Genomic DNA, 13,605 nt, shown 5'->3' on the forward strand with positions numbered 1-13,605 from the left:
ATGCTTTTCTTATAATGGGAATCTTTGCAAAAATTTTTTAGACTCGCAGATTTCCATTATGAAAAAAATCTTTTAAAAATATTATCCCAAAATCTGCCGAGAAAAGCAAGCAAAATTTTGGCGATAATTGTTAAGTTTTGTTAACAAAGAAATACAGAGATCAGCAAGGTAAAAAAATCGAAGTCTCTTGCTGATCTTGATTGTCGCTTAACCTTATGATTAGGTTAGGCGAATTTGGCGCTTTGACTAATTGTTAGTGCTAACTTCCGTGGTTTCAACAATTGCCGTCGGTTGGCAGGGGGTGGGTTGAAATTTCTCTGGAAAAGAGAAGCCTAGAAATGATGCGATCGCAAATATGGTGCTGATAATTTTGGCAAGACTAACAAGATATTCTCTGTACTTTAACCAATATTTATACATAATCATCAATCCTTTTACTTAGGAGGTGAACTATCTCTAGAGTAAAAAAAATCTGATTATTTGTCGTTACTCAAAAGTCCTAAAAATGGTACTTTTTTTAGGTACTCTCAAGTAACCTGACAAGGTACTGAAAAGTAATCTTAAGTCCTGCAACCCTTAAACAATGATGATGAATGAACTAAAAATGACTGAAACTAAAACCATTTCATGGACTGAATTAGAAATGCTGGTTAATTATCTGAAAAAAAAGCATACAAAAAAGCGATTAACGGACGTGGAGACAAAAATATTAAAAGGTATTTTTGAGAATAAAACATATCGTGATCTAGCAAAAGAAATTGAAATTAGGACAGAAGAACAGTCAATCAAGAATGCGGCTTCTAGTTTATTTAAAATATTGTCAGATCAAACAGGTGAAAAGATTGGAAAGACTAATCTGATTACTGCTTTGACAAGGTATAGAGATAATTCTCAGATATTTGATCATAACAATAAACCGCAACCTCAGCAATCAAATAAAGTTCTTGAATTAGTTATGGAGGTAGGGATAGACGACCTGACACCAGAGAAAATTGATAAAATTATCAGCTTTCTTCAAGAAACTGCCAGAGACAACACGATCAAGCCTATTATGAAACTTAAAGGCAGTATTCGGCTATTTTTAGAAGGTTCAGAAGAGGGCTTAAAGCACCTAGCAGATTTACATCAATCGGGGGAATTGCAAGCCCTTCTCAATGAACTTAAATCAGACGATATACCCGAAATTATCGTCAAAAAAGCAGAGTTCACTACAGATGCAAAAGTTATTGAAAAAGCCGAATTAATTAAGGCAATTCGAGAGGGAACAATCGATAAGAAAACTCTATATAAAGTTGATTTGAGTGGGGCTATTCTGAGTGGGGCTATTCTAAGTGGGGCTGACCTGAGTGGGGCTAACCTGAGAAGGGCTAACCTGAGTTGGGCTTTCCTGAGTTGGGCTGACCTGATTGAGGCTGACCTGAGTTGGGCTTTCTTGAGAAGGGCTGACCTGATTGATGCTGACCTGAGTGGGGCTAAACTGAGCGGGGCTAACCTGAATAAGGCTAACCTGAGTAAGGCTAACCTGAGTTGGGCTAAACTGAGTAAGGCTAAACTGAGCGGGGCTAACCTGAGAAGGGCTAACCTGAGTAAGGCTAACCTGAGTTGGGCTTTCATGAGTGGGGCTAACCTGATTGGTGCTATCCTGAGTAAGGCTAACCTGAGAGGGGCTATTCTGTGGGGGGCTAACCTGAGTGGGGCTAACCTGAGTGGGGCTAACCTGAGTGGGGCTAGACTGAGTAAGGCTGACCTGAGTGGGGCGAAAGTTGAAAACGCTATCTTTATCGATGCAACGGGGATCACCCCCGAACAAAAACAGGATTTGATTCGACGAGGGGCAATTTTTGGGGATAATTCTAACGATCGCAGTAAAGCATTAGTTTAAAACAGCCTTTGATCTCCACCTTCAGCAGAGATTTAGGTAGGGTTGGCTGAATAAATGTGAAATATAGACGAGATAAGGGGTTTGGCGGCCTGTTTGACCAAGCAGCTTCATAGTGGCTCAAAAACCTTGTATCTTAACCGGCGATCGCACTTACTTTTTCAGCCAACCCATAATTAATGGGAAAGGACTTGACTTTGCCGGCGACTTGCGCTATGCTTTTTTTATAATGGGAATCTGTGCAAAATTTTTTTAGACGCACAGATTCCCATTATGAATAAAATCTTTTAAAAATATTATCCCAAAATCTCCCGACAAAAGCAAGCAAAATTTTGCCGATAATTGTTAAGTTTTGTTAACAAAAAAATACAGAAAGGTAAAAAAATCGAAATCTCTTGCTGATCTTGTTTGTCGCTTAACCTATGATTAGGTTAGGCGAATTTGGCGCTTTGACTAATTGTTAGTGCTAACTTCTGTGGTTTCAACAATTGCCGTCGGACAGACATTGCTGGGATTTTTGTCAATTGTTTTCGATAATCTTTCTAAAATTTTCTCCTGTTGAGCCTATTTTAAGTAGCTGGTTATAATTAAATTTAAAATGGATTTTAGGTTCGATCCCCCCTGCCCCCCTTGATAAGGGGGGTGCCGATAGGCGGGGGGCTCCCCCTTGATAAGGGGGGTGTCTGATAATTTTTAACGCCTACCTACTTATGACAATAATGTTGTCAACTTTCTCGGATTAAGATTAACCCACCGCAAACCCTGTATATTCTCTGACTAGGGGTTCATGAAAGGCTAAAACAATATCTTCTTTAGGAACACCTAAATTAACTAATTCATTGGCAATTCCCACCTCAGTGCCATCATGTTGTATCCAGATTTTACCCTTTTTAATATCGAGATGCAAAACACAACCATGATATCTTCGTCTATTTTTCCAGCCAACATACATCAATTGATAGTGATCGCCAACAGTATCAAAAATCAATTGTTGTTCAATCGGATCTTTAGATGAACCGATCTGAGAATATTCAGTAATGACTTGCTTGACATAGTGACGATATTGTGCTAATTTTTCCATTCGACAATTACCTCCCCAATCGGATCATAAATAATCAGGTAAATTTGAAATCGTTTAACGACAGTTTGAATAAATCGCAATTCAAAAAAACTATAATAAATATCTAAGGGAACAGCTAAATATAACTGTCTTTTAGGTTCTTTTTCTTCTAAAGCAACCCGATAATTAAAGAATTGTCCAATGGCAGTATGAAATTCTGAAATACTGGATTTACCGATAAAACTTTTAATTTCAACGGCTATCTTTTCATTGTCTTTTTCTGCGGCTATCAGTTGCTCTGCTCCTAAATCGACATACATTTCTACATCACCCACTTCAATCCTTAAAGGGTCATCCGTAATGATCCAACCCTCTTTTTCTAATCCTTTTCTCACTGCACCATGAAAACGATCTTTAGCAGACATGAATCTTGAAGTTAGCAGGCATAATAATTATTAATTATAACATTTCGTTATGATGATAGATCTGGGGTGAGAACATCCCAAACCCTATTGACAATTGACCAATTTTGTGATCCGCGTGGGCATTTCAACTGATAAGCTAAGACGTATTTAAACCGCTTATTCTGAGATTAGCCCCTCAACCCCCCACCCCCCCTGCCCCCCCGACATCGGGGGGGTATTGCCTCTTGCTTGATCTCCACCAGCAATTTGAATGACGAACAGCTTAACTAGCTGACATCCATCGTGATAAAATCGGCCTTGTCTTTCTTCTGCCCGCGCGAAGCCGAGCGGCGGTATGTTGAGCTTATTTCCCCTTTTACTTTTTACTTGGTATAACTCGTGCAGGTTTTCATTTATCATACTCCCGAACTTACCCCCGTCCATACTCTACCCGATTGCGCCGTCGTTATCGATGTTTTAAGAGCGACAACCACGATCGCCACTGCCCTCAATGCCGGTGCAGAAGCAGTGCAAACCTTCAGCGATCTGAAAACCCTGATGCAGGTGAGTGATACCTGGCAACCAGAAAAACGTCTCCGAGCAGGAGAAAGAGGTGGCGCGAAAGTAGAAGGCTGCGATCTGGGCAATTCTCCCCTCGATTGTACCCCTGATTTAATGAAAGGTCGTCGTCTGTTTATCAGTACCACTAACGGCACTCGCGCTCTGCAAAGAGTGGAAGAATCCCCAATCGTGATCACTGCGGCTATGATCAATCGGCAAGCTGCCGTTAATTACTTATTGGATAGGCAGCCCGACACCGTCTGGATTGTTGGCTCTGGTTGGGAAGGTGGTTATTCTCTGGAAGATACGGCCTGTGCTGGAGCGATCGCCAATGCGCTACAAGAACAATCGGGGCAAATGGCGATCGGTAATGATGAGGTGATCGCCTCGATCGCTCTTTATCGTCAATGGCAAAATGATCTTTTAGGAATGTTCCACAGTTGTAGTCACGGTCAGCGCCTCTTGCGTCTCCACTGTCAAGAAGATTTAAAATACTGCGCTAATATTGACTCTCTTGATGTTTTACCGATCCAAAAAGAACCGAGCATTTTAGTCAAACTTTAGACATTGCCACCCACAGAAAGGGTTATCCGTGCCGGTAGGAGCATCAATCCTACCCGGATTCCTTTATTTATAGTTTGCCAACCATGACTATCGATTCTTTACTGCAATCTTTTCAGCGTTTTGGGGTTAATCTCGGTTTAGAAAGAATAAAAAATCTGCTGGAGATTTTAGGCAATCCCCAAGATCAAATTCCGATTATTCATGTCACGGGAACTAATGGCAAAGGTTCGGTTTGTGCCTATCTATCCTCTATTCTCAGCACTGCCGGTTACAAAGTCGGACGTTATATTTCTCCCCATTTAATTGATTGGACGGAAAGAATCTCTATTAATGGCGAAAATATTGAAACCGCGACTTTAGAAAACCTGCTTAAAGATATAGAATCGCTTATCGATCCCCAGCAGGAAAGTCCTACTCAATTTGAGGTAATTACTGCCGCTGCTTGGCTGTATTTTGCCAGAGAAAAGGTGGATATTGCCGTGATGGAAGTGGGTTTAGGAGGAAGATTAGATGCGACTAATGTTTGCGCTCAACCTTTAGTTACTGTCATCACTTCTATTAGTCGGGAACATTGGCAAAATTTAGGGCCGACGGTTGCCGATATTGCTGGCGAAAAAGCGGGGATATTAAAAGCGAATTGTCCCGCAGTTATCGGACAATTACCGGAATCAGCGCAGGGGGTAGTTAGGGAGAGAATCAAGCTGTTAAATTGTCCGACGGTATGGGTAGAAGCTGCCGAAAAAATTGCCGATAATCGGGCCAAATATCAAGGGTTAGAATATCCTTTATCCTTAGCGGGAGATTTTCAATTAACTAATTCCGCTATAGCGATCGCTGTTGTTAATATTTTGCGTCAGCAAGGTTGGCAAATTAGCGATGAAGTCGTGCAGGAAGGAATGGCAAAAACTCGCTGGTTAGGACGTTTACAAACCGTTAATTGGTGTCAGCGAGAAGTTTTAATAGATGGCGCTCATAATCCTGCTGCTGCTATTGGTTTAAGGCAGTATGTAGATAGTTTAAAAGCTCCAAAAATTATCTGGGTGATGGGAATTTTATCGACTAAAGATCATCGAGAAATATTCCAAGCTTTGTTAAGAAAAGGCGATAGTTTATATTTAGTTCCCGTCCCCGATCATAGCAGTGCCAATCCTGAAACCTTAGCGGAATTAGCGACCTCAATTTGTCCAGAATTATCTCACCTAGAGACTTGTTCCGATGTATTTCTAGGACTAAAAAAAGCCATCCAAGAATCTGCCGATAGTCAGATAATTCTCTGTGGATCGCTTTATCTAGTCGGTTACTTTTTAGGGAGTTTGCTTCAGGGAAAATAAAACATCAATTTTACTGGTGGTTTTATCAGGCATAGTGGCAGTAATTCCGATCCCGCGTACCGATTCTAAAAAGGCCTTTGCTTCCGGGGTTAATTCCCCGGCAGGAAGATTATTAATTCCCCCTGCTTTAGCGATAATTTGCTCCACATCGATGAAAAAATAACCGAGATTATTTTTAGGCAAATTTGCGATCGATGCTTGGAAATTCTCACTTTTGCTAATCGGTTGATTCGGTTGCGGTTGATAGGGAATTCCGACGGTCATTTTTAGGGTATCATTATTAGGCCAAGCATAGGTTAAAATAGCTTGTTCTTCCGCTTTCCATTCAGTCACATCTTGGCCAGAAATTTGACTGTTTTTTATGGTGATAAAGGGAACAGTTTTCACCAATTCATTTAACTTATCGAGGGTAGTTTTTGCCGCTTTATGATCGCCGGTTTGCCAGATCATCATTCCCCCAAAACCTAACCCTCCCACCGCTTGCTGGTTGGGGATAATTCCAAAGGCAAATTCTCGATCCATCCAGTTAAAAACTTCTTTATCCGCGTCAAGGGTTGCCATCTGAAAATTCTCACGGATCTGACGTAGAAAAGCTTGTAATTCTGGGTTAGTTTGGGACTGTTTTTCTGCTTCTTCCCATCCCTGTTTAAGATTATTACCGCTCCAGAGTGCGATGGTATCTCCGGGTAAATAATTTAAAACTTGATTTCTGCTAGGGGAAGGTAGGTTAGAAATAGTTTCAGGAGCAAGTTTAGCCACCATTTGTAACTGTAATCCCGTATCGGTGACACCCACTCCTGCGACAATATCCTGAATTTTTGCTAATTCTTGCCGACTTTGGGGAGATAAATTAGCATCTGCTCCCAAGATTTTGGCATAATCATCGATATAAATTGTTGCTAGGGTATTGGGTAGGTTGAGGGATTGGGAAAGCAGTTTTCTCACTTCCGGTTTACTGCTAAAAGATGGCTGTCCTTGATAGGTATCGATCGCCGCTTCTAACACCTTTTTATCGTAGGATATCAACAAAAAATCGCCAGTAACGGCAGTATAAATGGTGGTATTATCCTGCCAATCTATAGCAGTAATTGTAATACCTTTGTAGTCACTGGTGCTAGTTTTGCGATTAACTTTTTGTCCTAGTTGTTTCTGGAATTCTGACGCTTTAATTTTATCTTTGATGCCGATAACCGTTAATAATTCCGATTGTCCGGGGGTAGCTGCGGGAAGGAAAGCAAAGCTAATACTACCGATCCAAGGTTCAACATCCCTTCGATAATCAATCTTATCGGTGAAGATATTTTTTTGTAACTCTTCTAGTCCTTGACTAACCGCAGTTCGCGATTCTGGTGTACCATATTTAGCTAAGACTGACCAAGCTTTTGCATCCGTGGAGACAAAACTACTAGCAAAGGCAGTTTCTGGGATAACTTTTGCCGATTGCAAGGGGGTGAATCTTTGCCAAGGTAGTTGTCCTCGTAGATAAAGATAGACACCTCCTGCGGTTACTGCTGTTAGTCCTAAGACGACTAAACAACCGGGTAAAAATGATTTTTTTGACATACAATTGTGGTTTGGTTAAAAAGTTCCATACTTGGCGATCGATTTGTCTCTGGTTGTAGTCTCTAGATTAGTCCTATTGTAGTTATCCTAATTATCTTATCTTATCCCCCAAGGGAACGGGTAATATTTTAGCTAATTTTTCCGAAATTATTGCTAATTACCAGAGAAAATTGGCTCATTCTTGGTTAGCTTGCCAACCCACCGCTTGATTAATATTAGTCAACCCATTAGCCTCTAATTTTTCTGTTAATCCTTGTAAAATATTTAATACTAGCCAGGGTCCTCGATATAACCAACCGGTATAAATCTGTAATAAACTCGCACCGGCGGTAATTTTTTCCCAAGCATCATCGAGGGAAAAAATGCCTCCCACTCCAATTATTGGTAAATTGCCTTGGGTTTGCTGATAGATAAAACGGATCACTTCCGTGGAACGTTCCCGCAAAGGTTGCCCACTAATTCCCCCTGCTTCTTCAGTGATTGGTTTACCAGTTTCGGGCAGAATTGTGGTTTTTAATCCCGTGCGTTTAGTGGTGGTATTAGTAGCGACAATTCCAGCTAACTGATAGGAGAAAGCTAACTCAATAATTGTTCTTATATCTTCCCATTCTAAATCAGGAGAAATTTTCACTAATAGGGGTTTTCTGCCTTGATTTTCTGTTTGTAAAATGTCGAGAATTTTATCGAGTTGTTCCCCACTTTGCAGGGAACGCAAACCGGGAGTATTGGGAGAACTAACATTAACGACAAAATAATCGGCATGGGGGAATAAATAGCGAAAACTGCCTAAATAGTCCTCTGGAGCCTTTTCTAGGGGCGTATTTTTCGATTTACAGAGGTTAATACCGATGGGAATCTGTCGGGGTTGTCGTTGCCAAGATTGTTGGAGAGTTGCCGCTAGAACCGGCGCACCGAGGTTATTTGCCCCCATACGGTTTAATCCGGCCAAATCTTCCGGTAAACGAAATAATCTCGGTTTTGGGTTGCCCGGTTGCCCTTCTAGGGTGACAGCACCCACCTCGGCAAAACCAAAGCCGAAATTATGCCAAAGTCCTGCCCCTAAACCGTCTTTATCGAATCCTGCCGCCAATCCGACGGGATTGGGGAAATTTAACCCCCAGAGGCTTTGAGATAGGCGAGAATCGCTAAAACTAAGGGATTCTGATAATTGTGAGATTAACCATTGTCCCCAAAATCCCTGTCGCGAGCGATCGATTTTTTGCAGAGTATTTAATAATTGTTTTTGTGTTCCCTCTAAATTGCCCCGAATAGCCTTAAAAGCTAGAGGATAAAAAGGTTTAATTGTATCAATTATATTTATCATAAAAAGACAGGAATTAAGGGTATTTTTCAGTTATCAGTTATCAGTTATCAGTGGGGAGACTACTTCGTGTGCGACGTTCGGCGATGCTCAGTCGAGCCATTGCGGGGGAGCAGGGAGAAAAAGCTGTCTTCTGAATACTAACTACTGAATACTGAATACTGATAACTGACTTCTGATCAATAAAAAATAGACCGTAACCCACCTAGCATAATCTTTATAAACCTTGACGAGGGTTAAAAGTTTCGATCGCTCGTATTTTTTGATAAAGTTCCAATTCTTCTGGGCTAGGATTGGGAGGATTAACTAAGATAATTTCCACTAATTGATCGCCCCTTTCTCCTTGGGAAGTGGGATAACCTTTATTAGCTAAACGTAATCTTTGACCGCTTTTAACTCCTTTGGGAATCATCATTTTAACTAACCCGTCAATGGTGGGAATTTCCACAAAACCGCCCACAATTGCCTCGCTGGGAGTAATCGGTACTTGACAGACAATATCAGAACCTTGAATCCTAAAAAAAGGATGCCTAGCGATAGTTATTTTTAAATATAAATCACCCCCTTCAATACCCTGACCTTTGAGACGAATTTTCTGCCCATCGATCATGGCTGCCGGCATATCAACCTCGATCGATCGGCCATCTTCCAGACGAATTCTTTGTCTGCCACCTTGATAGGCTTTCTCTAAAGGTAAAGTCAATTTTGCCTCCACATCTCGACGAGTTAAACGGGGAGAGGAGGCAATTTTAGCGCGCTTAGTATTAAGGTTATTAAAATCTCTAAACTTCCATAAATCCTGTTCTGTACGGGGGATTTTTCCATTACCGTTACTATTCGCTTTTTCCCCCGGACGTATCCCGCGGCGCTTAATACCCGTCAAGGAACGATTATACTCAACCCGTTTTTCTTCATCGGAGAGAACATCGTAAGCTTCATTAATATCTTTAAACTTTTCTTCGGCCGATTTATCCCCCGGATTAACATCGGGATGATATTGGCGCGCCAGTCGTCGAAAAGCCTTTTTGATCTCGTCACTGGTAGCCGTGCGAGATACTCCTAAAACATCATAATAATTAACTAATTGTGGCATATATTCAGTTATCAGTTATCAGTTATCAGTTATCAGTTATCGGTTATCAGTGATCAGATTTGAGTTCTAAGTGAGCAGTATGTATTAAGCGAGCAGTATTAAATAGTAGTTTCCCACTGTCTTTTTACTGATTACTGTTTACTGATTACTGTTTACTGTTTACTGATCACTGTTTACTGATCACTGATTAAAACCAATCATCATCGTCATCATCCCAGTTATTTTGGGGGGGAATATTGCGGGAACGATTGCCGCTGCTGCGGTTACTTTTACTATTGTTATAACTTTTTTCCTCCGAAAGGGGGGGACTTTGCCAATCGCTATCGCGGCCATTGTAGTAATTGTCCTGATTGCGGGGGCGATAACTATCTTGATTAGCCGAATAATTGGGTCGATAATCACTTTGATAACCCGGTGTAGTGGGACGATAATCCTGACGATAACGATCGCGACGCGGTTCATAGGGAAGCTCATCTTCCTTATCCCCGGTAAAAGTCTTGCGAATAGCGCTAAAAAAGCCCTCGTCTTCCTCGTCGTATTGTAACCGTACCTCGCGATTTAATTCATAGATAACATCCTGTAGGTCTGCTTGGGCGCGATCGATGCGACGGTCATCATTTTTCTCCAAAGCGTCGATAATTTCCGTACTCAAAGACTCAATTTGACGACGATAGGAACGGGTAAACTCATTACCAAAATCGAGAGTAACATCTTTTAAGCGTCGTTGGGCTTGATCCACCAGAGAGCGGGCGCGATTGCGTTTATCGACCTTTTCGCGACGGGTACGATCTGCTTCGGCAAATCGGGCAGCATCGCCGATCATCCGGTTAATTTCCCCTTCGCTGAGGGTAGAAGCGCCTTGAATGGTGACACTTTGCTCCCGTCCGGTCATTTTATCCCTAGCGGTGACTTGTAGAATCCCGTTAGCATCGATATCGAGGGACACCTGCACTTGGGGAATACCCCGGGGTGCGGGGGGGATACCGGTTAATTTAAAACGTCCCAGGGATTTATTATCGCTGGCCATTTCCCTTTCCCCCTGCAAAACGTGGATTTCCACCACAGTTTGATTATTTTCGGAAGTGGAAAAAAGGTCAGATCTGCGGACGGGAATAGTGGTATTGCGGGGGATTAACTTTTTCATCACACCGCCGATGGTTTCTAAACCCAACGATAAAGGGGTCACATCGAGGAGCAGCACGTCTTTGACCTCGCCGCCCAAAATTCCTGCTTGAATAGCCGCCCCGACCGCTACAACCTCATCAGGGTTAACATTTTGATTGGGTTCCCTATCGATAAAACTCCGCACTAAATCCTTCACCACCGGCATCCGCGTGCCGCCGCCCACCAGTACCACTTCGTCTAGTTGGACGGGGGACAAACCGGCATCAGAAAGGGCGCGTTTGAGAGGACGACGGAGACGACTGATTAAATCGCCGCATAATTCCTCAAATTGGGCCCGACTCAGGCGAGTTTCGATGTGTTTTGGTCCGTCTTCCGTGGCGATAATAAAGGGTAGATTAATATCGGTGACGCTGACCCCAGACAGTTCAATTTTGGCTTTTTCTGCCGCTTCTGTGAGTCTTTGTAGGGCTTGCCGGTCTTGGCGCAGCTCCACGCCTTCCTGTTCCAAAAATTGATTGGCTAACCAATCGACGATTCTTTTATCGAAATCATTACCCCCTAATTGGGTGTCGCCACTGGTGGCTTTCACCTCGAAAACGCCGTCCCCCACTTCTAGGATAGAAACATCAAAAGTACCGCCTCCCAGGTCAAAAACGAGGATTTTCTTGCTTTCCTGTTCATCGAGACCGTAGGCTAGGGCAGCGGCGGTGGGTTCGTTGAGAATCCGCAGCACTTCTAACCCCGCAATTCGGCCGGCATCCCGGGTGGCTTGACGTTGGGAGTCATTAAAATAGGCGGGGACAGTGATTACGGCCCCGGTCACTTCTTCCCCTAGATAACGGCTGGCTTCTTCGGCTAATCGGCGTAAAACTAGGGCGGAAATTTCTTCGGGGGCAAATTCTTTTTGCAGACGGGGACATTTAATTTTGATATTGCCCATCTCATCCCGGCGGATGGTGTAGGGGACGCGCTTCGATTCGGGGTTTAATTCCGAGTAGCGACGACCTATGTAGCGTTTGACTCCATAGTAGGTGTTTTGGGGATTGAGTACCCCTTGTCGCCGGGCCATTTGACCGACTACTAACTCCCCATCTTTATTAAAACCGACCACAGAAGGGGTGGTTCTCATGCCCTCCGAGTTGGCGATGACCACTGGCTTTCCGCCTTCCATCACGGCGACGACGGAGTTAGTTGTCCCTAGATCAATGCCTACTACTCTACCCATGCTTGTTTTTGTCTCCCCCTAGATTTCGATAACTTCGGGACTTTTACCTTCGATCGATAGTTTAAATCGCTTAATGCTTGTTGACAATATTGTATCGAATTGTCTTAGTTTCTCGCTCTCGCTTCGGGGCAATTGAGGGTGGGATTACCGAAGTGGTCTTTTAGTGACTCTGGCGATCAAGCTTGGGGGGGTTGTAAATAGGGTCTGCTGAAAAAGTTTTTCCTGGGGGCAGGGTGTCGGGTGTCGGGTGTCGGGTGTCGGGTGTCGGGTGTCGGGTGTCGGGTGTCGGGTGTGAGGTGTCGGGTGTCGGGTGTGGGGAGTTTTCTCAGTGAACTGATAACTGATAACTGATAACTAATTCCGGCGGCGCTGGACAACAAATAGAGATTCTTTCCCCTGTACTGGGGTGATTGAAAAGGATTTGATTGGCATGGAGATAATAACCACAATCTCCCGGGACTGCATCCGGTCGCGGTAATCCCCCCAGACCATACAATGGATCACCGATTAAAGGATAGCCAAAAAAGGCCAGATGAATGCGAATTTGATGGGGTCTGCCCGTAAAAATTCTTACTTCTAATAGGGTACTATCGGGATGTTTTTTTAAGACTCGACCATCACTGCGGGCCGATAACCCATCTGTGAGCGCACCGTAAACGTAGCCTAAAATGGGATGGGCGATTTTCCCGATCGCTTGATTAATAGTAAAATTATCTGGTATGTCGCCCTGAACCACTAAAGCTCGATATATTTTAGTAATTTTCCCCTCTCGCATCTGTTGACTCAATTTAGCTCTAGCGGGCTTTGATTTCGCCATTAAGACTATGCCGGAAGTGCCGCGACCAAGACGATGAATCGGATAGGGAGTGACCTCCGCATAATGCTGATGTACCAAATGGATAAGAGTATGTTCGAGAAATCCACCCCCCGCTAACACGGGTAATCCCGAAGGTTTCGCCACCACTAACACCTCGGCATCCTCGTAGAGTACCTCAAAAAAGAGCGGCACATCCGGTTCTGTCCAGGGCGGGCGCTGATAGCTCAATTGCTGCCCGATTTCTAAGACTGTATCGGGACTAGCGGGACGACCGTTGACGAGAATTGCTGCTGATAAAATGCGATCGAGCCATTCTTCTGGACTAGAATGGGGATATTTGCCCGCATAGTAGGCTAATAAGCTTAATCCTGCCTGATTTTTGCTAATTTTATCTCGATAAATCCAACCTTGATTGGCCATTGGGGAAGTGGGGTGTAGGGTGTGGGGTGTTGGGTGTGGGGTGTGGGGTGTGGGGAGAAGCTTTTTTCAGTGTTGCCAAAGGCACGGCGTAGCCGTCCAGTAAACAGTAAACAGTAATCAGTGAACTGATAACTGATAACTGATAACTGATAACTGATAACTGATAACTGATAACTGATAACTGATAACTGATAACTGACTCCTAACCCCACCAACAAACTTTTTGCCGCAAACCCTACTTA

The 13,605-nt window shown here is 43.2% G+C and carries 11 protein-coding genes; 3 read left to right on the forward strand and 8 right to left on the reverse strand.

The genetic code is table 11. The features are described 5' to 3' along the window. Positions 1 to 246: 246 nt before the first annotated feature. Positions 247 to 420, reverse strand: coding sequence for a hypothetical protein (locus tag IM509_RS11550; protein ID WP_185237500.1), 174 nt, complete (start codon positions 418 to 420; stop codon positions 247 to 249). A gap of 163 nt (positions 421 to 583) precedes the next feature. Here IM509_RS11550 and IM509_RS11555 point away from each other — a divergent pair, with 163 nt between their 5' ends. Further along, positions 584 to 1,882 carry a pentapeptide repeat-containing protein gene (locus IM509_RS11555; RefSeq protein WP_052277454.1) on the forward strand — a complete coding sequence of 433 codons (1,299 nt, stop codon included), beginning with the start codon at positions 584 to 586 and terminating at the stop codon, positions 1,880 to 1,882. 742 nt (positions 1,883 to 2,624) lie between these two features. Here IM509_RS11555 and IM509_RS11560 read toward each other — a convergent pair. Both IM509_RS11560 and IM509_RS11565 read right to left on the reverse strand, forming a co-directional pair. Then, positions 2,625 to 2,960 (reverse strand): XisI protein, encoded by a 336-nt coding sequence (locus tag IM509_RS11560; protein ID WP_002798710.1) that lies wholly within the window; start codon positions 2,958 to 2,960, stop codon positions 2,625 to 2,627. Next, positions 2,948 to 3,364, reverse strand: a complete 417-nt coding sequence (locus IM509_RS11565) for a XisH family protein (RefSeq protein ID WP_002751648.1) — start codon at positions 3,362 to 3,364, stop codon at positions 2,948 to 2,950. Before IM509_RS11565 ends, IM509_RS11560 begins: the two co-directional genes overlap by 13 nt. A gap of 378 nt (positions 3,365 to 3,742) precedes the next feature. On the opposite strand from IM509_RS11565, the gene IM509_RS11570 reads away from it, so the two are divergent. Continuing rightward, the gene (locus IM509_RS11570) at positions 3,743 to 4,468 is read left to right on the forward strand and encodes a 2-phosphosulfolactate phosphatase family protein (RefSeq protein ID WP_002748299.1); all 726 of its coding nucleotides are present in this window, start codon (positions 3,743 to 3,745) and stop codon (positions 4,466 to 4,468) included. Positions 4,469 to 4,551: 83 nt separating this feature from the next. After that, entirely contained in the window at positions 4,552 to 5,799 is a 1,248-nt protein-coding gene (locus IM509_RS11575; RefSeq protein ID WP_052277455.1) for a bifunctional folylpolyglutamate synthase/dihydrofolate synthase, read from the forward strand. Here IM509_RS11575 and IM509_RS11580 read toward each other — a convergent pair. From IM509_RS11580 to IM509_RS11600, 5 genes are all read right to left on the reverse strand, one after another. Then, entirely contained in the window at positions 5,773 to 7,362 is a 1,590-nt protein-coding gene (locus IM509_RS11580; RefSeq protein WP_072926427.1) for a DUF3352 domain-containing protein, read from the reverse strand. The two genes, IM509_RS11575 and IM509_RS11580, sit on opposite strands and share 27 nt — an antisense overlap. A gap of 175 nt (positions 7,363 to 7,537) precedes the next feature. Beyond that, positions 7,538 to 8,686, reverse strand: coding sequence for a quinone-dependent dihydroorotate dehydrogenase (locus tag IM509_RS11585; protein WP_052277457.1), 1,149 nt, complete (start codon positions 8,684 to 8,686; stop codon positions 7,538 to 7,540). A gap of 214 nt (positions 8,687 to 8,900) precedes the next feature. Continuing rightward, positions 8,901 to 9,776, reverse strand: a complete 876-nt coding sequence (locus IM509_RS11590) for a J domain-containing protein (RefSeq protein WP_052277458.1) — start codon at positions 9,774 to 9,776, stop codon at positions 8,901 to 8,903. Between the two features lie 187 nt (positions 9,777 to 9,963). Next, positions 9,964 to 12,126 carry a molecular chaperone DnaK gene (gene dnaK / locus IM509_RS11595; RefSeq protein WP_072926430.1) on the reverse strand — a complete coding sequence of 721 codons (2,163 nt, stop codon included), beginning with the start codon at positions 12,124 to 12,126 and terminating at the stop codon, positions 9,964 to 9,966. A 325-nt stretch (positions 12,127 to 12,451) separates the two neighbouring features. Next, the gene (locus IM509_RS11600) at positions 12,452 to 13,363 is read right to left on the reverse strand and encodes an RluA family pseudouridine synthase (RefSeq protein ID WP_185237798.1); all 912 of its coding nucleotides are present in this window, start codon (positions 13,361 to 13,363) and stop codon (positions 12,452 to 12,454) included. Between the last annotated feature and the right edge of the window lie 242 nt (positions 13,364 to 13,605).

The organism is Microcystis sp. M31BS1, assembly GCF_020245285.1.
Taxonomy (GTDB): domain Bacteria; phylum Cyanobacteriota; class Cyanobacteriia; order Cyanobacteriales; family Microcystaceae; genus Microcystis; species Microcystis panniformis.

What these genes read in the sequence shown, in the direction of transcription:
- IM509_RS11550 (WP_185237500.1), bottom strand. Translation starts at nt 420, where the DNA reads ATGTATAAATATTGGTTAAAGTACAGAGAATATCTTGTTAGTCTTGCC.
- IM509_RS11555 (WP_052277454.1), top strand. Translation starts at nt 584, where the DNA reads ATGATGATGAATGAACTAAAAATGACTGAAACTAAAACCATTTCATGG.
- IM509_RS11560 (WP_002798710.1), bottom strand. Translation starts at nt 2,960, where the DNA reads ATGGAAAAATTAGCACAATATCGTCACTATGTCAAGCAAGTCATTACT.
- IM509_RS11565 (WP_002751648.1), bottom strand. Translation starts at nt 3,364, where the DNA reads ATGTCTGCTAAAGATCGTTTTCATGGTGCAGTGAGAAAAGGATTAGAA.
- IM509_RS11575 (WP_052277455.1), top strand. Translation starts at nt 4,552, where the DNA reads ATGACTATCGATTCTTTACTGCAATCTTTTCAGCGTTTTGGGGTTAAT.
- IM509_RS11580 (WP_072926427.1), bottom strand. Translation starts at nt 7,362, where the DNA reads ATGTCAAAAAAATCATTTTTACCCGGTTGTTTAGTCGTCTTAGGACTA.
- IM509_RS11585 (WP_052277457.1), bottom strand. Translation starts at nt 8,686, where the DNA reads ATGATAAATATAATTGATACAATTAAACCTTTTTATCCTCTAGCTTTT.
- IM509_RS11590 (WP_052277458.1), bottom strand. Translation starts at nt 9,776, where the DNA reads ATGCCACAATTAGTTAATTATTATGATGTTTTAGGAGTATCTCGCACG.
- dnaK (WP_072926430.1), bottom strand. Translation starts at nt 12,126, where the DNA reads ATGGGTAGAGTAGTAGGCATTGATCTAGGGACAACTAACTCCGTCGTC.
- IM509_RS11600 (WP_185237798.1), bottom strand. Translation starts at nt 13,363, where the DNA reads ATGGCCAATCAAGGTTGGATTTATCGAGATAAAATTAGCAAAAATCAG.